This window comes from uncultured Bacteroides sp. (genome assembly GCF_902472605.1).
Lineage (GTDB): Bacteria > Bacteroidota > Bacteroidia > Bacteroidales > Bacteroidaceae > Phocaeicola.
Genome location: NZ_CABROP010000007.1, coordinates 1 through 22,850 on the forward strand (window position 1 = coordinate 1; position 22,850 = coordinate 22,850).

12 protein-coding genes are annotated in these 22,850 nt (G+C 46.1%); all 12 read right to left on the bottom strand.

The genetic code is table 11. The features are described 5' to 3' along the window. Nucleotides 1-379: 379 nt before the first annotated feature. The gene (locus RDP42_RS02705; RefSeq protein ID WP_308762426.1) at nucleotides 380-2,419 is read right to left on the bottom strand and encodes a M13 family metallopeptidase; all 2,040 of its coding nucleotides are present in this window, start codon (nucleotides 2,417-2,419) and stop codon (nucleotides 380-382) included. Nucleotides 2,420-2,449: 30 nt separating this feature from the next. Continuing rightward, the gene (locus RDP42_RS02710) at nucleotides 2,450-4,390 is read right to left on the bottom strand and encodes an ABC-F family ATP-binding cassette domain-containing protein (RefSeq protein WP_308762427.1); all 1,941 of its coding nucleotides are present in this window, start codon (nucleotides 4,388-4,390) and stop codon (nucleotides 2,450-2,452) included. A 75-nt stretch (nucleotides 4,391-4,465) separates the two neighbouring features. Next, nucleotides 4,466-5,437, bottom strand: coding sequence for a transporter (locus RDP42_RS02715; RefSeq protein ID WP_308762468.1), 972 nt, complete (start codon nucleotides 5,435-5,437; stop codon nucleotides 4,466-4,468). 142 nt (nucleotides 5,438-5,579) lie between these two features. Next, nucleotides 5,580-7,223, bottom strand: a complete 1,644-nt coding sequence (locus RDP42_RS02720; RefSeq protein WP_204480488.1) for a fumarate hydratase — start codon at nucleotides 7,221-7,223, stop codon at nucleotides 5,580-5,582. A gap of 96 nt (nucleotides 7,224-7,319) precedes the next feature. Further along, nucleotides 7,320-8,864 carry a TlpA disulfide reductase family protein gene (locus RDP42_RS02725; protein ID WP_308762428.1) on the bottom strand — a complete coding sequence of 515 codons (1,545 nt, stop codon included), beginning with the start codon at nucleotides 8,862-8,864 and terminating at the stop codon, nucleotides 7,320-7,322. A 20-nt stretch (nucleotides 8,865-8,884) separates the two neighbouring features. Further along, the gene (locus RDP42_RS02730) at nucleotides 8,885-10,876 is read right to left on the bottom strand and encodes a DUF4954 family protein (protein WP_308762429.1); all 1,992 of its coding nucleotides are present in this window, start codon (nucleotides 10,874-10,876) and stop codon (nucleotides 8,885-8,887) included. Between the two features lie 18 nt (nucleotides 10,877-10,894). Further along, the gene (gene hflX / locus RDP42_RS02735; RefSeq protein WP_308762430.1) at nucleotides 10,895-12,151 is read right to left on the bottom strand and encodes a GTPase HflX; all 1,257 of its coding nucleotides are present in this window, start codon (nucleotides 12,149-12,151) and stop codon (nucleotides 10,895-10,897) included. Between the two features lie 100 nt (nucleotides 12,152-12,251). Then, complete coding sequence (locus RDP42_RS02740; RefSeq protein ID WP_308762431.1) at nucleotides 12,252-12,683, bottom strand: hypothetical protein; 432 nt, start codon at nucleotides 12,681-12,683, stop codon at nucleotides 12,252-12,254. 17 nt (nucleotides 12,684-12,700) lie between these two features. Continuing rightward, entirely contained in the window at nucleotides 12,701-14,251 is a 1,551-nt protein-coding gene (locus tag RDP42_RS02745) for a RagB/SusD family nutrient uptake outer membrane protein (RefSeq protein ID WP_308762432.1), read from the bottom strand. Between the two features lie 15 nt (nucleotides 14,252-14,266). Then, nucleotides 14,267-17,428 carry a TonB-dependent receptor gene (locus RDP42_RS02750; protein ID WP_308762433.1) on the bottom strand — a complete coding sequence of 1,054 codons (3,162 nt, stop codon included), beginning with the start codon at nucleotides 17,426-17,428 and terminating at the stop codon, nucleotides 14,267-14,269. Nucleotides 17,429-17,775: 347 nt separating this feature from the next. After that, nucleotides 17,776-19,356 carry a RagB/SusD family nutrient uptake outer membrane protein gene (locus RDP42_RS02755; RefSeq protein ID WP_308762434.1) on the bottom strand — a complete coding sequence of 527 codons (1,581 nt, stop codon included), beginning with the start codon at nucleotides 19,354-19,356 and terminating at the stop codon, nucleotides 17,776-17,778. 22 nt (nucleotides 19,357-19,378) lie between these two features. After that, nucleotides 19,379-22,561 carry a TonB-dependent receptor gene (locus RDP42_RS02760; RefSeq protein ID WP_308762435.1) on the bottom strand — a complete coding sequence of 1,061 codons (3,183 nt, stop codon included), beginning with the start codon at nucleotides 22,559-22,561 and terminating at the stop codon, nucleotides 19,379-19,381. Nucleotides 22,562-22,850: the final 289 nt, after the last annotated feature.

Sequence of the window (22,850 nt, forward strand, 5' to 3'; positions counted from 1 at the left end):
TTTTATCAATGACGGGCAACTTACTATCTTTTGATCTTATATCGAACTCACGTTAAATAGCAGAAAATAAGAAAAATATTTTTGTAAACTTTCTTTTCTACCTACATATTCTCTCAAACTTCCACACAAATTCTCTGTCCCACACTGTGGGATACAAAAACCACAGTGTGGGATATATATTTCACAGTGTGGGACACAAATCCCAAAGTGTGAAACAGAGAAAATATCGGTAGAAAAGAAAGAATATGCCAGTAGAAATGAAAGAATACTTCCTGCCTCCTATACTTATCACGCTGAAGACCATAAAAAAAGGTCTATGGACCTCATGACAGTCCATAGACCTTTTATATGCTGAATATTAATTCTCAGAATTTACGGCTTACCACACGTTCACACGTTTCTCCGGAGCTACATACAACGGATCAGACGGTGTGATGTGGAAGGCATCGTACCAAGCCTGGATGTGCGGCAGCGCACCGTTCACACGCCATTTGCCCAAAGAGTGAGGGTCTGACTTGGTATATACACGAATCTGCTCGTCGCGGATGTTACCAGCCCACAAAGTAGCGTAAGCCAAGAAGAAACGCTGTTCCGGAGTGAAACCGTCAACTACACCCAGAGGGGCATCCTTTGTGGCATTCTGGAAAGCCAGGAAGGCCACGTTCAAACCTCCGTGATCGGCCAGGTTCTCACCCAGTGTCAATTCACCGTTGGCATGCAAGCCCGGCAATACTTCAATGTTGTTGAAGAAGTCCACCATTACCTGTGCACGTTCCTTGAAGCGGTCGGCATCACCCGGAGCCCACCAGTCGGTCAGGTTACCGTTCTTGTCGAACTGGCGACCCTGGTCGTCGAATCCGTGTGTCATTTCATGACCGATTACCACGCCGATGGCACCGTAGTTAGCGGCATCGTCTGCTTCCATATTGAAGAACGGCGGCTGAAGGATGGCTGCCGGGAAGCAAATTTCATTGGTAGACGGGTTGTAGTATGCGTTGACTGTCTGCGGAGTCATCAGCCATTCGTCCTTGTCGACCGGTTTGCCCAGACGGCTGTACATATCATTGAAGTTCCATTCTGAAGCACGGCATACGTTAGCCCAGTAAGAGTCTTTCTTGATGTCCAGTTTGGAATAGTCTTTCCATTTGTCAGGATAACCTACTTTTACATGGAAAGCATCCAGTTTTTCGTGCGCTTTCACCTTGGTGCTGTCGCTCATCCAGTCCTGTGCGTCGATACGCTGGCCCAGTGCCACCTGCAGGTTCTTCACCAGTTTCACCATACGTTCCTTGGCTGCAGCCGGGAAGTATTTTTCCACGTACATTTCGCCTACCAGCTCACCCAACATACCGTCTACAGAACTTACGGCACGTTTCCAGCGCGGCTGATTTACCTGACGACCAGACAATACCTTGCCATAGAAATCGAAACGGGCAGCCACGAAGTCATCGCTCAAGCAAGAAGCGGCTGCATCGAGCAGATTGTATTCCAGGTAAGACACGTGTTTTGACAGCGGCAAAGTATTCATCAAACGAGCCACTTCCTGAATCGGCTCTACCTGTTCTACGTTCAGTTCGGCAGGAGCCTGAATGCCCAATCCCTTTACATACGCATCCCAGTCGATACCAGAGATGGTCTTCTTCAGCTCGTCGAACGACATCTTGTGGTAGTTGGCTTCCGGGTCACGAAGTTCTGTAGCACTGCGTGAAGCCTTGGCGATGGCTGTTTCGATTTCCATTACGTCTGCCACTTTCTGCTGAGCTTCTGCTTCTGTGAAGCCTGCCAGCTGGAACAGTTTACCGATATACACCTTATATTGTTCACGGATATTCTGCGTAATGCTGTCGTTGTCCAGGTAATATTCCTTTTCACCCAGGTTGATACCGCCCTGTCCCATCTGGAAGATGTTGAGCGCGCTGTTCTTCGGGTCAGCATATACATAGCTGCGGAAATAAGTACCGATACCGATATGCGCCATTTCGGTCATCATCGGGATAATTTCGTTTTTATCTTTCAAGGCTGCAATCTTACCCAGCATTGCTTTCACAGGTTCTGCTCCCTGCTTGTTCAAGGTCACGCTATCCATGGCCATGTTGTACAAATCACCGATTTTCTGTGCGGCTGAACCTGCCGGGTTGTTCTTCTGGGCAGCCAGTCCTTCAATCAGTTCACGCAACTGCTTCTGGCTGTTTTCGAACAACAGGTCGAATGTACCATAACGAGAATATTCGGCAGTCAGCGGATGCGCTTCGTTCCAACCGCCACATGCATAACGGAAAAAGTCGGTTCCGGCAGCCACGGTCGTATCCATGTTTGCCAAATCGATACCAGAAGTGCTTTTGGCCTCCTTCTGTCCGGCGCAGCTGGTCAGCATAGCAAATGCCAATGCAGCTACGGCTACATAATTCTTTTTGTTCATAAATGGTTGTTATTTTAATTAAGTTTCAACTTATTCTTGCTTCATTTCCTCCAGTTCCGACAAGAGGGCGGTCCACTCGTCCTCCGCTTCTGAAATCTGTTTCTTCAGCTGCTGATGCTGTTCATACAGTTTCATGTCGGAAGCTCCTTCCGGCGTAGCCATCTGCTGTTCCAGTTCCCCTACCTGGCCTTCCAGTTTTTCAATCTTTGCCTCACAGTCGGCCACCTGCTTTTCCAGCTTACGGATTTTCTTGTTCAGCTCTTTCTGGGCTTCGTACGAAAGTTTGTTGTCACTGTCCGGTGTTTCTTCTTTCTTTTCTGGAGCCACCTGCGGCGACTGCGACAGCTGAAGTTCGTTCAGGCTCTCCATCTTCTTCTTTTGCAGGAAATCGTAAATACCACCGATATGTTCTTTCACCAGACCGCCGCCAAATTCATACACCTTGGTCACCAGTCCGTCGAGGAACTCACGGTCGTGTGATACTACGATGACGGTTCCATCAAACTCCTTTATCGCTTCTTTCAGCACATCTTTCGAACGCATGTCCAAGTGGTTGGTCGGCTCATCCAGTATCAGAAAGTTCACCGGCTCCAGCAACAGTTTGATCATGGCCAGACGGCTGCGCTCTCCTCCGGAAAGCACTTTCACTTTCTTTTCGGAGGCTTCTCCTCCAAACATGAAGGCACCCAAGATGTCGCGTATCTTCAAACGAATATCCCCTTTCGCCACCCGGTCGATGGTATCAAACACCGTCAGGTTCTCATCAAGCAACTGAGCCTGGTTCTGAGCAAAATATCCAATTTGTACATTGTGTCCGATGGTCAATTTCCCCTCGAAAGGAATCTCGTCCATGATGCACTTCACCAAGGTAGACTTACCTTCGCCGTTCTTTCCCACAAACGCCACCTTTTCCCCGCGGTGGATGGTCAGGTTCACGTCGTGAAACACCACGTGGTCGCCGTATGCTTTCTTCACATTCTCGCAAATCACCGGATAATTACCGGAACGGATGGAAGGAGGAAATTTCAGGCGAAGGGTGGAATTGTCTTCTTCGTCAATCTCAATGGGGACGATTTTTTCCAACTGCTTGATGCGGCTCTGCACCTGTACGGCCTTGGTAGCCTTGTAACGGAAGCGTTCAATGAAGTCTTCCGTATCTTTTATTTCTTTCTGCTGGTTTTCGTACGCACGCAACTGCTGTTCGTGGCGTTCCTTACGCAGCACAACAAATTCATCGTAGGGTACTTTGTAATCGTATATCCGCCCGCAGGAGATTTCAATGGTACGGTTCGTCACGTTGTTGATGAAGGCACGGTCATGGCTCACCAGCACTACGGCTCCCGAACTTGCTTTCAAAAAATTCTCCAGCCACTGGATACTCTCAATGTCCAGGTGGTTGGTCGGCTCGTCGAGCAAGAGCACATCCGGACGGCGCAACAAAAGTTTCGCCAGCTCGATACGCATACGCCATCCCCCACTGAACTCAGACGTCGGCCGGTCAAAATCGCTCCGGTTGAATCCCAATCCCGTCAGCGTACGCTCAATCTCTGCATGGTAGTTAGTACCTCCCATCATCAGGAAACGTTCGTTCTCGTGGGTAAAGCGCTCTATCAGTTCGTGATAACTCTCCGAATCATAATCCGTACGGTCGGCCAGCTCCTGGTTCATCTTTTCCAGCTTCTCCTGCATCTCGAAAATATGCTCAAAAGCCATCTCGGCTTCCGCCATCACCGTACGTGTATCGCTTAAAATCATCACCTGCGGCAAATATCCGATGGTAATGCCTCGCTGCACGGCCACCACCCCTTCCGTAGGCTGCTGCAATCCCGCCAGGATTTTCAGCATGGTGGATTTTCCGGCACCGTTTTTCCCGACCAGCGCGATGCGGTCTTTCTTATTTATAACAAACGATACATCTTCAAACAAGGGAGTCGTTCCAAACTCCACCTTCAATCCTTCTATTGAAATCATGCGAATCTATTCTTCTACATTACAAAGTGACGGCAAAGTTACAACTTTCCGCGCACAGCAATGACAGACAAGCTGTTAATTTTTCAAAGCGTCGGACGTTCCTTCCACTTTCCGCTGCAAATACAACTGATAGGAATTGACCACATTGTGCCATACACTGTAGAATCCGGCAGCCACTGCCGTCACCGGAGTGAAGAAAGTATAGCCCATCCAAATGGCGAATACGGTGTTTTTCTGCCCCAAAGCCTGTCCGGAACTGATGGAATCGCCATACTTACGCCCGGCTTTCTTTCCAAAATAAAACTGTAGACCACAGCACACCAGGGAAACGCCTCCCAATCCGGCCTGATACCAGAAAGACACGTCGCTGTGTACGAAACTTTTTACCGTCACCCCGATGGCCAGAGTCAGGGCTACAGCCCACAAGTAGAATGACAGCTCATGATACTGTGCGATTTTGGCATGTACCTTCGGCAGAAGTACCCGCAACAGAATTGCCGCCAGAAACGGACAAAGCAACAACGGGAAGACCTTTCCTAAAATCAGAGTAAACGAACTACCGAAATTCAGTTCCGGATGCGGATGAACCAGCGGAAGCATCAACGGCACTAAAATAGCTGTCAGAATATTAATCAAAATGGTATAGGTAGTCAGATGGGCCGCATCTCCCCCTAATTTACGGGTGACCACTGCGGCTGCCGTAGCCGTGGGACAAATCAGACAAATCATGGCTCCCTCCACCAAAATACGGGCTTGGAAATCAGGGAATATCACCAGCAGCAAGCCCAAAATCACAAAACTGATTCCCTGAATCAGCAGCAAACGCAAATGCCAGGCACACAGCTTCAAATCATGCAGACTGATTTTACAGAACGTGAGAAACAGCATCAGGAAAATCAACACCGGCTGCACAATGTCGATGGCACGGGTCACAAACGGTTTGGTCGGGGCAAGAAAAGGAATATTGACATATACAAAATACAGAATGACTCCCATGACCATCGCAATGGGAAGCGTCCAGTTCTTACAAAAACGCAGAAAATTCATTTTTAATCCACTATGATGAAACAAATCGGGGAAATAGAATAAAAAAGGATTTGCAAATCCGGCCATCGACAGGCTACGGTTTGCAAATCCTTTGTATGGTCTCATGCCCTTCCCAACGGGAAAAGCATATCTAAAGTCTCAATTATTTACAGTTACCTGTGCAACGAGGCTTGATCTGTTTGAAGAAATCGTTACCCTTGTTATCCACCAAGATAAATGCAGGGAAGTCTTCTACTTCAATCTTCCAGATAGCTTCCATACCCAGTTCCGGATATTCTACACATTCAATGCTCTTGATGTTGTTCTGAGCAAGAATAGCAGCCGGACCACCGATAGAACCCAGGTAGAAACCACCGTGTTTCTTGCAGGCATCTGTCACAGCCTGGCTACGGTTACCTTTAGCCAACATAATCATAGAACCACCGTGACTCTGGAACAAGTCTACGTACGGGTCCATACGTCCTGCAGTTGTCGGTCCCATAGAACCGCAAGCCATACCCTTCGGAGTCTTGGCCGGACCTGCGTAATAAATCGGATGATCCTTGATATACTGAGGCAGATCTTCACCACGGTCCAGACGTTCTTTCAGTTTGGCATGTGCAATATCACGACCTACGATGATGGTACCAGTCAGTGACAGACGGGTAGCTACCGGATATTTGTCAAGGTCAGCCAAGATTTCTTTCATCGGACGGTTCAGGTCAATCTTCACTACATTGCCTTCACCAGCCTGACGCAATTCTTCCGGAATCAGTTCGCCCGGATTTGAATCCAGCTTTTCAATCCAGATACCGTCTTTGTTAATTTTACATTTGATGTTACGGTCGGCAGAACAAGATACGCCCAAACCTACCGGACAAGAAGCACCGTGACGCGGCAGACGGATGACGCGGATGTCGTGTGCATAGTATTTACCACCGAACTGTGCACCCAAGCCAATGTTGTGAGCAGCTTCCAGCAATTTCTGTTCCAAATCCAAATCGCGGAATGCACGACCGTATTCATTACCTGTAGTAGGCAGATTATCGTAGTAGTGAGTAGAAGCCAGTTTCACGGTCAACAGGTTCTTTTCAGCAGAAGTACCTCCAATCACAAATGCTACATGATAAGGAGGACAAGCAGCCGTACCCAGTGTTTTCATTTTTTCAACCAAGAACGGAACCAATGTATCCGGGTTCAGGATGGCTTTTGTTTCCTGATACAAATAAGTCTTGTTGGCAGAACCACCACCTTTTGTGACGCAAAGGAATTCATATTCCATTCCCTGAGTAGCTTCGATATCAATCTGTGCAGGCAGGTTACAACGAGTGTTCACTTCGTCGTACATAGTCAACGGCGCATTCTGAGAATAACGCAGGTTGTTTTCTGTATAAGTCTTGTACACACCCAGAGACAAGGCCTCTTCATCGCAGTAGCCTGTCCATACCTGCTGTCCTTTTTCACCGTGGATAATGGCAGTACCCGTATCCTGGCAGAAAGGCAGTACGCCTTTGGCAGCCACTTCGGCATTGCGCAGGAAAGTAAGTGCTACAAACTTGTCGTTCTCGCTGGCTTCCGGATCGTGCAGAATCTTAGCCACCTTTTCGTTGTGTGAACGGCGCAGCATGAAAGAGACATCGTGGAAAGCCGCATTCGCCATTGCTGTAAGACCTTCCTTTTCAACCTTCAAGATAGGTTTTCCTTCAAACTCGCTTACTGACACATAGTCTTTTGTAAGCAAATAGTATTCAGTCGTATCTTTACCTTTCTCAAACATCGGCTGATACTTGAATTCTGGTGTTGCCATAATAATTGTATTTATTGTTAGTTATTGTGCAGCAAAGTTACAAAGTATTATTGAAATTTTTCCTTAATTCATCCAAAAAGTTATCGGCAATCCTTTTCACTCTTCAATGGCACGAATCAAATCTTCCTGCAATACATCCACGCCCGGGAAACCCACATAGCGCGCCTGCAATTTTCCGTCATGACTGATAATCAGATAGGCGGGAATGCCCGTCACCCCATACGAACTGCAAAGGTACTTCCATTGTGTATCGGTCAACCGGTAATGTACACCGGTCATCTTGGAAAGTGCAGCCTTCCAGATACTTTCCGGAGAAGAAGGTCCCGTGAGGTAGATATAGACAATATCCTTGGAGGCCAGTGTTTTTTTCAAGGGAAGCATGGCCTGCATGCTTTTCCGGCACGGGCCACACCAAGTCGCCCAAAAGTCTATCAAAATAGCTCTTCCTTTATGTGGCGCAATAATCCGGGGAAGAATATCGGCACCTGCCACCTGGGCATCCAGCGAAGCAACCACCGCCTCTTTGGTAGAAACCACTCGCGCGGCATTCAACTGGAGAGCCTGCGCTACCGTTTCTACATAAGTTCGGATTTCTGGGAACTCCAATGTCCTCAAGATTTTCGCGTCATCCGAAGTCAAAGAAGAAGCAGCCAGCAAACGTTCACACACCGGTTTCACCTTTTCACTGTCAGCTTTCAATTTTCCAGCAATTTCCGGACGTTCCATCAAGTCTTTTTCCACAGCTTGATAAGCTTCCAAGGCTGATTTGTTCCCCACAGACAGCTCTCTGTTGATTGTTTCAGCCGCTCCATCAAACCAGGCTTTTTCTTTTTTCTCATAATGTCTGCCCAACAGATGCGAGCATGACATGCTCAAACGGGGCAAATGAATATAAACCGTAAGTTCTTCATCCGGCACCAGAAAAAGAGACAGAGTAGCCTCACCCAACTTCAAGGAGGTCAACACAGGTTGATACAATTCTGTTTCCAAATGGAAAGAACCATCCTGACGTATCTTTACGGGCAGCGTCCAAGGCTGAGGAAAAAGCCCGTCCTCATATACCAGTTCGCCCAACAAGGTCATCTTTGAGTCATATCCTAAAATATATCCATTCACGACTGACTTCCCTTCCGACAATCCCGGCTCCGGCAGTTCATTCGAATCCATCGATGGGTCCGAAGTCAGAAAATTCGGTACATATACATAAGGTTCCTTCCGGCTCAACTGAATGCCAAAGATGTTCCAGCCCATTTCCGGTTCCACGAAATCCACCTCATGCACATCGGACTGCAACGGAGCAAAAGAAAGGGTCACCTCCAGTCTTCCGTCCTCACCGATTACTTCCGGCTCCGTCACTCCGTCAATAGATATTTTATCCGCCTCGCGCAAACGGGCCACTGCCCCATTCGCTCCTTTCAACATGGCCTGGGAAGAGATGACGAGCGGAGTGCCGGGCTTACCATACATCACGGCGTCCACCTGCGTCTGTTCCTCGGTCAGAATCATCCGCTTAAACTCAATTTCAGAAGTGTTGGCCCATACGAATCCCGGACATTCCAGCACTTTTTTCCTTCCGGCCTGTGCCTGCAGAGACAGAAAACACAAGCACAGCAAACAAATCCATCCGCATATATTCTTCATACACAGACCCTCCTGTATTTTTACAACAAATCTTTCAGACGTTCTATCAATTCGTTTCCAAGGGCGGTTTTCACTTTGATGTGTTCAAGCACGGCCGTCACGAACGGGTTGCTCTCAAACACGCCCCGCACTTCTTCAAAATCACGCACTTTTTCCTCACTGCTTCCATCGGCTCCGAATCCGGTCATGGAAGTCAGCGAAAATTCTTTCTTGGCATCTTCGTATACCATCTTGTCGAGTCCAACTACTGCTTCCTGCCACTGGCGCACGATAGACACAATATCTGCTGCCGTCACTTTATCGGCCTGCAAGCCGTAAAATTCCAGCATCTTTTCATAAACCCACGTCCATTCATAGGTGTAATAATGGGAATGCATATCCGCAAAACGGTTGTGTATCTCATCTACAGATGTCAACCGCCCGCACTCAATATCCTCCATCAACCGTTCAATCTCGCTCTTCGGCGCAATCAATCCGGAGATATCTACCCACTCTCCGATACCAACCGGAGTGTCTGGCAACAACCGTTTCCGGATTTCTTCATCAGAAGTAAAATGGATATCTTCCAACCGCTTGATCACAGAATTGCCTAAAAACTTGTGAATAGCTGTCTCGTAGAACTTAATTCCCTTATTCAAGGAAGAATTCTTGATTTTCGCGCTCTGGTAGGAATAGATTTCCGAAGTTTCTCCCGACACCCGGGCCAGCTCTTTCAGAATCTGGCGTCCCGTCATCATTTTTTGAATAGTATACGGACTCAGCAGGTTATAATTAATCTGGTCCAACCGGTTCGGATCCTTCCGCTTGTCACGGCGAGGCCATTTCTGCGCATCGCGGATGGTTCCCACACTTCGCAGATTGACACCCGGCACCAGGTACGTGGTATTTTTCTCTTCAATCAAATAAGAAAAAGGCAGATTGGAAGTGTCCGGATGCGTTACATGACGCCCCATCACCAGTGAAAAGGCACCAATACGGGCCGGCCACAACACATAAGAATCAGAAGTGGTCTTGGCTCCCCGTTCCAACGTTCCCTGATGAATCGGCCCCAGCTTGTACATATGATTACTTTGATTGGAACCCGACCCCGCATTCATGAACGAGAACATACCCGCAATCAACAAGGTAGATTTATGGTGTGTCACCGTGAAAGGTCCGGCAAAAATGGCACAAGCCTCTCCATTTTCTTCCTGACAGTTGCTGAAAAACAACGAATCGGAAGCTGAATACGTGTGTCCCAAATGACAAGCCTGTCCCACGAAACAGCGGGTCAGCATGGTACCGTCTTCCACATGAGAACCGCTTGAAATGATGAAATCATCACACACCACTCCGTAACCGATATGCACCGGCGCTGCTTCGTTGCTGTTCACACTTCCGTTCTTCAGACGTCCGGCTCCTTCCACCTGACAATAATCGCCAATCCGTACATTCTTAATGTAACCCGCATTGACAATCGTGACATGATGTCCTATCGTGCCAGTTTCCGAAGCATGCGCCTCAGCATAGGTCTCAATAATCTGCCGCATCTTCTCAATCAGTACCGGGCGATGACGGTAAAGCGCCATGATGTAAGCCTGATGGGCCGACAGGCGGTCGTGCATAATCACCTCCCGTCCCCCCGTTTCATTCAGGACTGAGACCTCCACTCCATTCCCGAAACGGCTCCGGCAATCGACCAGAATAATATCCACATTCTCGATAAAGGTATCCTGCCCAATCTCATAATTGGCAATATAATTCTTCACATTTTCAATGTAGCAGTTATCTCCCACCGTCACATTGTGCAACGTAGCATAATACAGTCCGGAATGCTTGGTAATTCCACCCGCCAGTGTAAACTCTTTCTCAAAAACCCCCAGTCGGATCTTTCCAGAGAAACGGACATGATGGATATGGTCTGTGTGGAAACCCTCGGCCACCTCTACACTTTCCCAATCGGAAGCCACACAATGCTGGGCTTCCAACCGAGCAATCTCTTCAGGGGTCAGGAAACGATAGTGTCGTGTCATCTTTTCTCTTTTTGGCGGTTATTCTTCGTCGTAGGTCTGATACAGAAAATCATTGTAAGGATACTTCTGTACATGCAGCTCTCTTACCTTTTTATATAAGAGGTCACGGAACTGTTCGATGTTCGTTTTCTCACGAGCTGAGATGAAAATACAATTATCGTTCAACTTCGCCATCCAAGTATGCATCAGTTCCTCAAGGGTAATGTTCTCTTTGGTTTTCGGAGTTAAGTCGTCTTCTGCCTTCTCCACGTACGTATAAGCATCTACCTTATTAAATACAATCATGCTCGGCTTCCCACCTGCTCCCAAATCGGCAATGGTCTTTTCCACCACCTGAATCTGTTCTTCAAAATCCGGATGAGAAATATCAACCACGTGCACCAGTAAATCAGCTTCACGCACCTCGTCCAACGTCGACTTGAACGAATCGACCAGGTCGGTCGGCAATTTCCGGATAAACCCTACCGTATCGGACAACAGGAAAGGCAGATTCTCGATAATCACCTTGCGCACCGTCGTATCCAGTGTGGCAAACAGTTTGTTTTCTGCAAACACATCACTCTTGGCCAGCAGGTTCATCAGCGTAGATTTTCCTACGTTGGTATATCCCACCAGCGCCACACGAATCAAACGTCCGCGGTTCTTGCGCTGCGTAGACTTCTGCGTATCAATATCGGCCAGGCGCTGTTTCAACAAAGCCATACGGTTCAAGATGATACGGCGGTCCATTTCCAACTGCGTTTCACCCGGACCACGCAAACCCACGGAACCTTTACCACCTCCGGCACCGGAACCACCTCCCTGACGTTCCAAGTGTGTCCACAAACGCTGCAAGCGGGGAAGCATGTATTTGTATTGCGCCAGTTCCACCTGCGTTTTGGCATTGGCCGTCTGTGCCCGCATGGCAAAAATATCCAGGATTAATGAAGTACGGTCGAGTATCTTGACTTTCAGTTCATTTTCAATGTTACGGATTTGCTTCGCCGAGAGTTCGTCATCGAAAATCACCATTCCGATTTCAGTCTCCTCATTTTCATTCTGAACAGCCAAGTATTCTTTGATTTCCTGTAATTTACCTTTTCCTACATACGTCACAGAGTTGGGAGTGTCCAGCTTCTGGGTGAAGCGTTTCACTACCTCTGCCCCTGCCGTCTCCGCCAGGAAAGCCAGTTCGTCCAGGTATTCATTGGTCTTACGTTCATTCTGAGTCTGGGTTATCAAACCCACCAGCGCAGCTTTTTCGGTCTGCGCATCCGATATCACAAATTCCTTCATTCAGTGTAAATCTAATTCTATATGTCGCAAATATACAGAAAAAGAGCGCATCTCCTTTCAGATGCGCTCTTTTATTTTTACAAACCACAATCAACCGTAATTATTTACGCTGTACCGTAATTTCCGTGCGGACCTCAGCACCGGGAGACAAATGAGTGCCTTCTTTAAAGGTCAGTACTGCCGTATATTTCTTTTCCTTCCACTGGTCTGCCGGCAAGAAACTTACTTCCACATAGGCAGCCGGTTCTCCGTCTTTAAAGGTCACTTCCGGTGTCTGAAGCTTCAGCACACCTTCGGCAACCGCCTTCTCGTCAAGCATCATTTCCACCTTGGCCTCACCGTTTCTGCTAGAGCGATAAACCGGCACTTTTACTACACCGGCATTTCCGGCCTCCGCGTCCATCACTTGTTTGGCGTTTACAAAAGAAAAAGCCATTTCATGTGCTGTGTACACCGCTCCTTCGGCATCTTTGTTGCACGAAGCAGCCACACCCGATAATAAAACCGCAATTGCGAATATATAATTCTTCATCTCATTTCAATTAAAAGTTATCGTACAATAGGATTGTTATCCGAGCTGCTGATATGCTCGTTTCCGTCAATCTCCGACTGAGGCAAGGGGAATATGAAGAGCGGAGAAGCCACTCCCGTATTCTTCGTCTGCACTGTTTCCGAATGATTGGAACCGTCATACTTCCGGTCGTAACCCAAGGCCAGACGTTGCAAGTCGAAGATTCTTCCTGCTTCACCCCACAATTCCACACGGCGCTGCAACAAAATTTCTTCCATCAGCGTAGTGACAGGAGCATTTGTATTCGCATCATAAGTTTCCGAATCGGTACGCTTTGCCAGAATAGCCTCATAATTTGTATCCCGAAGCGTTCCCAACTGCTTGATGGTAGTCCGTGCCAAATCAAACTCCTTCAAATGACATTCAGCCTCGGCCTTAATCAATACCATTTCCTCCGCACGCATCAGCAGATAATCACCGGTCCAGATAGTATAATCGGCCATCTTAAATTTCAGCTGGCAATAACTTACCATAGAATTACCTTTTTCCTCCTTTTCCAGTTTTCCCCGGAACCATTTCATCTTACGCTCATCCGTATCCGACAGCAGGTTATACAATCCGGAGCTGATACACTGACGGGCTTTGGAGCCATACATGCCTTTTGCATCCGCATCCATGTGAGAGAAGAATCCGGCATAACCCGAAGTCTGGTCTTTCGAAATCTCCAGTCCCCACATTACATCGTCCACCTTCACACTGTTGTTTCCACCCAAGGCATCTACCTTCACCAACGAAAGACCGGGTTTTGTCAAGGCTTCTTTCGCCGCTTCAGCCGCTTCCTTATACTTATGCTGTACCAAGAAAGCACGCGCCTGGAAACCTTTAGCCACATAATAATCAATGTGAGAGATGTGCGACTGCTCCAGTCCTTTCAAGCGACCGACTGCTTCAGCCAAATCTGAATTAATCTGGTCGTACACACCCTGCACCGTACCACGAGGTTTCCCTTCCGTTCCGGCTACCGTCGGTTCCGTGTAAAGAGGAACACCCGGTGCATTCTCATGCCCAGCATAAGTCTGCTGGTACAACTGAATCAGATAAAAATAGCAATAAGCCCGGAAAGCATACGCCTGTCCCATCAGACTATTCACCAAGTCAGGATTTCCATCCAGCTTTCCATCGTTTGCCAGAATATAATTCAGGTTACTGATTATCGTGTAATAAAAATTCCATACGGAATAAGAACGTCCGGCTTTTCCAGCATAGTCTCCGTGCACGTTCAGGCGATAATCTTCATAGAACCATCCCTGTCCCTGTTCGTGCATCAAATGATCTTCTGCCATCAAATCGGCAAACAACTGGATGGCTGTCTGCCCACAGTTCTGTGTGCCCCAGCCCGAGCTCCATCCGGCAGTGTACAAAAAACGGTATGCTCCATTAATCGCGGCTTCCGCATGCTCCGCGTTCTCAAAAACCTGCGTTCCAGACACAGAGTTGGTAGGCTGAGTCTCCAATTCATCCGAGCAGGAAGCCAACAAACCGACTCCTGCGAACGCCAGCCCGCATAAAAAATATTTATTGATTTTCATTGTTGTCTTTTTTCATTAGAATGTTACGTCAATACCAAATGATACAGTCCGAACCGGCACATAGCCAAAGCTCGTACCACCGCTGAAATTATACTGAGGATTCATACCCTTCAGGCAGTTGAACAACACCACATTGTCTGCCGTAGCTGAAAGCCGCAAACGGTTCATGCCCCATTTCTGAATCAGTTTCTCCGGGAAAGTATAACCCAGGGAGATATTCTTGATGGCAAGGTAAGAAGCGTCAATCAAGTCGTTGTTGGTTGTAATATAACTCCTGCCAATCTCGATACGGGGAATGTCAGTGATATCACCGGGCTGTTTCCAAGCACGTTCCAAGTGCTTGCTCTTAGCCTGTCCGACATAATTTCCATACAGCAAGGTTCTGTACACGCCGTCCAGTACCTTACCACCGATAGAATACGTACAGAGCACAGACAAATCGAAGTTCTTGTACCGGAATTCATTGTTGAAAGAACCATACAAGTCCGGAATACGACTGCCTTGGATTTCCTTGCAATTGGTAGCCTTCGACGCATCATTCGAGATATACTTCTCGCCTCTTACGCCGTCTTTATCCGTATCCCACACCCAGTACAACTGTTCACCGGTAGCCGGATCCACTCCTGCCGCAGTAGCCGTATAGAACGAATTGATGGTTTCACCTTCACGGATGATATAACTTCCATTAATGATTTCCGGTTTATCCGCCAGCTGCAATACCTCGTTTTTCACGGTAGAGCCCATCAGGGTTAACCGCCATCCGAAGTTCGGTTGCTGGAAAATATCTGTGGCAATGCTCACGTCAAGACCGCGGTTACGCATGCTACCGATATTTTTGTTGTATCCGTCAAACCCAAGTGAGGTAGCCATCGGGAAAGACATCAACATGTCCGAAGTCTTGCGCTGGTACCATTCCACACTGAAGCTCACGCGGTCAAATAACCGGCCTTCCACACCCACATTCAGGTTACCGTTCTTTTCCCACTTCAATCCCTTATTTTCCAAAGAAGACAAAGCGGCACCGTTCATCGTATTGTTCGGATAGCTCAGACTATAGAAAGACTGCCATGCATAATAGATGTCATCACCGTTTGAATCAAGCAAACGGTCATTTCCCTGCACACCGTAACTTACTTTCACCGACAGATTATTCACCCATCTCACGTTTTTCATGAACTCTTCCTGCGAAATCCGCCAGTTCGCACCTACCGACCAGAAATTACCCCAGCGGCTGTCCTTGTAAAAACGAGACGACCCGTCAGTTCGGAAGCTGGCCGAGAAATAATATTTATCAGCATAATCATAAGACAAACGCGACAATACCGACTCTACTGAATAATTATGGCTATAAGAATCCGTATCCACTACCGTTGTAGCTGCCGCCAGTTCATACAATCCACCGAACGGGAAACCCGTTTTCTGACCGGTTAAATAAGAATAGGTATATTTATAGAACTCATGTCCTACCAGTGCCGCTACATGGTGCTTACCAAAGCGGCGGTCATAATTCAACAGCTGGTTCAGTGTGTAGCTGAAAGAGCGGGAAGCACTCTTGGTCAGACGTCCTTTCACGGAAGTCGCATTTCCGTTATAAGGATTGTAATAAGTCATGTTGTCCCGGTTAATCAAGTCGAAACCATAATTCACCGAAAACTTCAAACCCTGCAAAGGACCCTCTTTCAGGTTGCCTAATTCCATATACATACGGGCACTCAAGTTGTCGCTCGTAGTAGAATATTTGTCATCATACAAAGTTGCAATGGTATTCCAGTCCGCATTGGCACCCGCCGGACGGTTTGATCCATAATCGAACACCGGATTGCCATTTTTATCCAACACCGTCTTTCCTTCCGCATCCTTCTCATACACAGGGAAAATAGGTGCCATCAGCTGAGCCGTGTACCACACATTGGAGTTTTTTGATGAGTTTTCCACTGCCGTATTATTCTCATTGCGCGAATAGCTGGCATTCATCCCGGCCTTCAACCAGTTGGTCACATCCGAATCAATGTTCATACGACCGTTGTAACGAGAAAACTGGGTAGTCTTCAACAAACCTTTTTCATTCAGATATCCCAATGAAAACATATACTTGGTCTTTTCATTTCCGCCAGAGAAAGAAGCATTATACTCCTGACGCAACGGGTTGTTCACCATTGCCTCGTTCATCCAATCTTCCGAATATTTCAGACGCGCGTCACTACGCACCTTGCCCGTAGTAGGATCAATCAGTTCCGTCACAGAATAATTGAACGGATTATACTGTTCATTCTGGCCGAAAATCGCAGTAGCCCCCGATTTCATGGCCTCCAGTGCCGCAACTCCCGCTGCCGCCGGCAAAAGACCATTGTTATAAATCTGATTGTTTTTGTACGACTGGAAAACGGTCTCCAGATACCCCGCCTCATCCATTGTTTCATAACGGGGAATAGAACGGGAGGCCACACCCCAGTTAGCCTTCAGATTGACATTTACCTTGCCCGACTTTCCTTTCTTCGTTGTAATCATCACTACGCCGTTTGCTCCGCGTGAACCATACAACGCACCTGCCGAGGCATCTTTCAATACCGTCATCGACTCAATGTCATTCGGATTGATGGAAACCACGTCTCCATCATAAGGCACTCCGTCTACCACATACAAAGGACTCTGGGCCGAATTGATAGACCCATAACCACGAACCACGACCGAAACCCCCGAACCCGGCTGTCCGGAACCGGAAGTAGTCTGTACACCGGCCACCAATCCGTCTAAAGCCTTCGTGACATTAGCTACCGGTCTTGACGTGATTTTGTCAGCCTTGACCACCGATGCCGAACCGGTAAACGACTCCTTCTTGGCTGTACCATAAGCCACAACCATCACTTCATCCAGCTGCTTCGCATCGGATTTCAGCACTACATTTACCACCGATTTCACAGGCACTTCCTGGCTCTGCAAACCGATAAAAGAAACCACCAGAACTTTTGCCGAGGCCGGCACTCCAGTAATTGTAAAATTTCCATCGATATCGGTCACCGTCCCTACAGTCGTACCCTTTACCAATACCGATGCGCCCACTACCGGCAGTCCGTCTTCATCGGACGTCACATTACCGGTCACTTGAGAAATCTGGGCATTAGACAGACCAATCCCTATCAGGAGAAAGGTCACGAACCACGTGATTTTTTTCTTCATAAAATCTCTCTTTAGTTTAGTTAAGTTAAACAAGTATGTTTTCACAAACGGGCTGCTAAAATAATAAACTAAGGAGAATAAGTCAAACAGAGGGTATTCTTACACTTATTCCATAGGCAGGAAACAAAAGAATATTAAAAAGAGATAAATAAATGATTCTTAACGACTTGTATATACTTACCTATATTTATACAAAACGAATATAAATAGAATAAAATTGCATATATTTTGTATTATTAACAAGGCGATTCCTATGAAAAGACCATATTTTAATGGGATATTACCAAAGAAGGAGGTATATCAATGAAAAGATATACCTCCTTCTCAATATTAGTTTATCTTACGTATTACACTGAAGGTTGCGGAGCTGCCGGATTATTGTCGGCTTCCGTAATACCCTTGTTGGTTTCCATTTCACATTGTGGAATACGGTAAATCATAATCTGAGATTCCGGCTCCAAATTGAACTGAACGATAGCCGCATAGTTTGTTCCCTTACGAATGATTGGCTTCTTCAGACGCAGAATATCGAACAACGCGAAACCTTCACCCCATAACTCCATACGACGCTGCAACCAGATTTCATCCTGCATAGCTTCTGCAGAAGAAGCGTTGCATACGTATGAAGGATTACGATAAGTCTTCACGAAATTCTCCAATGTCTGTTTAGCCGTAGGCAGGTCACCAGACATTGCTTCACCTTCTGCCTTGATCAGATACATTTCTTCCACACGCATCAGTGGCCAGTCTTGTGAGTTAGTGGTATTACCCATTACATCCTGATACGGACCAAATTTCACATTGGTATAAGGAGCCAAACCAAAATAATCAATCACAGGAATACCTCCCACCGTCTTATTGTCCACCAAAGTAGAAGTTGTATCCGGGGAAATAAACCACTGTTTGCGGATATCTGTAGCAGGAATCTGATCATACAATGCAGAGCTTACATAACGGAAAGAACCCGTCAGTGTGGTATAACCGTTTCCAGTCAGTGAACACAAGTGAGAAGGCCAGTTGATAATACCTGTGGTAACCACATCATTATCTGGAGTAATCAACACTCCCCACAACCAAGAATCGGCAGAAGCTGAATTGAATGTCGGATTAGACACTTCGCTGAGCGACTGAGGTGTTCCACCTTCAATGGCTTTTGCTGCATCCTTCGCCGCGTCTGCCCAATTCTGCATCAACAAGTTTGCACGAGCTCGCAAACCATAGGCCGTAGCTTCATCTATTTTATCCTTTGATGAACCATTGTCATAACCAGCCAACAAGGTAACCGCCTCATTCAAATCTTTCATAATCTGGTCATAAACCTGCTGAACTGTCGCACGAGGATTGTTCTGCATCTCCTCTTCCGTCATATTCTCAGTGATAATAGGCACGCACAATGCATTTTCATGCCCTTTATAAGTAAACTGATAAATCTGAGCCAGGTTCATCAAATCGTATGCACGAGCTGCCAAGGCCTGTCCACGATAAACCAACATGGTTTCATCTTTCGTACCTTCCGTCAGCACAAGCACATCATTGGCAGTTTTCATATGATTGTAGAAAGTTTTCCAAATCAATTCATCTTCTGCACTTGTATAAAGACGGTCTGAATAATTCTGTGCTGTAGCAAACCAGTTATAACCTGAAGTTGTACAAGGCATATCCTGTCCACCCTGTTCCAGGAACTGACTTACAGCAGCTACTCCATAGTCATTATGATAGGTAGTAGCATCATCCGAAATCGTTCCGAATGTATTCAATTTCGCAGCCATCGCATTGACACCTGCCACAACCATGTTCGGACGCTTGCTTATAATTTCCTCGTTCTGCCCATCTCCAACATACTGGCCTTCCGGAAGCTTATCCAGGTCACAGGAAGCCAGACATAAGGCAGCACCTACGAATACCAAATATTTATTTGTCTTTTTCATACGTTCTAAAACATTTAATTAATTAGAAATTCAATGAGATACCACCGGAAATTGTACGAATCGGTGAGTACACATTATCCGCAGCTACATAACCCTGACGTGGGTCGAGACCTTTACGGGCAGTCAGTAAAGCTACGTTATCTGCGACGAAATACAAACGGATACCATCAATCTTAATCTTACGAGTCAATGACTTCGGCAGTGTATAACCGAATGTAATATTCTGCAAGCTCAAATAATCAGAGCTTGTCAACCAACGGTCAGAGATATTTGAGGTGTACAAATCCTGCACATTCATACGCGGAATATCTGTATTCTTGTTTTCCGGAGTCCATGCTCTCAACATATCCACATGCCATGCTGCTCCTTGTGCATCCGTACTCATCAAGCTCTGGTAAGTATAGTCCAAAATACGTCCGCCCAACTGGTAAGCAAATGCAATAGAGAAATCAAAGCCTTTGAAAGTCAAGCTTGTGCCAAATCCACCATATACTTTCGGCAGGATGTCACCCGTAGCAAAACGGTTAGAAGAAGCTTCAGTATAAGATGTGGTTACAGTCTCTCCCGCTTCATTCGGTTCCAGCAACGCCCATTGGCTCTCACCTGTTTCAGGGTTCACCCCTGCATACTTCGGCAAATACAACTGGTACATAGATTCACCTTCACGGTAAATACGTGATCCGTCAATCAACTGACCATTCAGTTCAGGAGCCAGTTCCAATACTTCATTTTTGAAGTGAGTCAGGTTAAAGTTCACATCCCAAGTAAAGTCTTTTGTACTGAAGATATTAGAGTTCAAATCCAATTCCACACCACGGTTGATCATAGAACCCACATTTTCCGGGAAACGAGAATATCCCATAGACGGAGACACCGGCTTAAAGTAAAGCATGTCAGTCGTCTTACGTGAGAAGTACTCTACCGTACCGCTCAATTTGCCACCCCAGAAAGTAAAGTCAAAACCGGTATTGAAACTATGAGAAGTTTCCCATGTGATTTCCGGATTACCTTTATAATACAAAGAAGTAGCAAAGTCACTGTTACTGTTGGACAGTGTATATTGGTCCATGTAAGGATAATAGTTACGATACAAACCACCTTCATACATCAGGTTATCGTTACCTTGCAAACCGTAACTAATCTTGAATTTCAACATGTCAATCCAAGTCTGGTCTGCCAGGAAGGATTCCTTGTTCATCAGCCAACCTGCACCGATTGACCAGAAGTTACCCCAACGATTATCCGGATGGAACACTGAAGAAGCATCACGACGATAAGATCCGGAAACAAAGTATTTTCCATCATAATCATACTGCACACGGAACAACCATCCTTCAGTAGCATAATTGTTGGTATAAGAAGAGTTGTTCTGGTTCAAGATACCATTGTTCAGTTCCGGCACATCCGGGTTATAGATTTTTTCGCGTGAACCATACAAATATTGATATTTGTAGTTATAGTTTTCATAACCGGCCAACACATCCAAATTGTGTACATTATTGAATGTCTTGTTATAGGTCAGCAAATACTGTAAGTTGGTGCTGAATGTACGCTGAGAAGCTACGCTTACAATACCACCCACACCACTGGTTTCTGAGTACTGTCCATAATATGGGTTGACCATATTGGTATAGCGCACGTTATTTGCATCTACACCTACATTGATTTTAGCCTTAATTCCACCCCAGATGTCAATATCAGCAAACCATTTGCCACTGACTACATCACCGGCATATCGCATCATATCCAACATGTAGCTGGCCAGCGGATTGGCATTCGGAATCACATTGTCACGAGAGAAGTTCGTATCAGAACCGTAGTCATAACGTTTGTATCCTCTTTCATCTATCATGATATTGCCTTCTGCATCGCGAATATACATCGGATAGATAGCGCCCATGATATTGGCTGCATAGAATGCATTGGCATTGGATGAACCTCCTTCTGTATCCTGTTCACGGCTGTCGTAATGAGTAAATGACACATTACCTCCCAGTTTCAACCAAGGTTTCACCTGATAATCAGCCTTCAAACGAGCAGAGTAACGCTGGAATCCAGAGTTAGGAACGATACCTTGATCGTCCAAGTAACCGGCAGACATGTAATAGTTCATTTTTTCAGTAGCCCCACTGACACTCAGATTGTATTCCTGACGCATGTTGTTTTCAAACAATTCATCACTCCAGTTATCCGGTCTATAATAATACGTACCGTCAGAATAACCCAAAGTCGCATTTGGATTCAATTTGCCATCCATGCCAATCAACTGTTCTCCGTTAGGTACGGTGAAAACCTGATATCCTAAATAAGATGAAGACAACATAGCTTGGTTAGCATATTTATTGGCCGCTACCAAATCACCCGCAGCCGCATATCCTTTCAGGTCACCATTGTAAATGGCAGAATAAGCCATTTCATAGAACTTGCCCGGATCCTGCACGGTCTCATAAGAAGGAACTCCACGTTTGTTGACACCCCATTTTGCATCGAATGTCACACGTGCATCTCCCGTCTTACCACGCTTGGTAGTAATCAAAATGACACCGTTGGCACCACGGGCACCATACAATGCATTAGAAGCCGCATCCTTCAATACAGTCATAGACTCGATATCAGAAGAGTTGATAGCAGAGATTTCTCCATCATAAGGTACTCCATCCACTACATACAACGGCGTATTGCTTGCTGAAATAGACCCGATACCACGAATACGTACAGTAGCATCCTTACCCGGCTGACCTGTACTACTTGTAGTCTGTACACCCGCAACCTGACCAGCCAATGCATTCGTCACATTTGACGTCTGACGAGAAGTAATCTTTTCATTTTTAATTGTAGATGCAGAACCTGTGAAAGCTGATTTCTTTGCCGTACCGTAAGCCACGACCATCACTTCATCAAGTTGCTCTGAATCAGACTTCAACACCACTTTTACCATCGGAGCAATTTTCACTTCCTGCGTCTGCATTCCGATGAAAGAAATGACCAAAGTTCCCGCTGAACTTGGCACGTTAGTCAACGTAAAATTACCATCAATGTCGGTAACAGTACCTACAGTGGTACCTTTTACCAATACTGATGCGCCCACTACAGGTAAACCGTCTTCTTCAGAAGTAACATTACCAGTTACCTTCGAGATTTGAGCGTTTACCAGACCGATACCTATCATCAGGCAGGTCATTAACAGCATCAATTTTCTTTTCATAAAAAATCTCTCTTAAAGTTTAACTTTACATTAATAAAAATTCATTCACTCTAACGGGGACAAAAGTAGTAATATAAATTTAAATATTTATACCTTTTTCAATAAAAGTACTGCAAAAGGTTGCTTTTTAACACTTATCCGAGGAAGTTTTTATACAAAAATATGTTTTTCTGAAGTATTTGATAAGCTTTTTTGTCATTACATTTTTTTTGCGTAATGAAATCTCAATCATTGTTTAGTATCAATTCCTTTCTTTTAATTTAAACAAAATGGGCCTCATATATGTGAT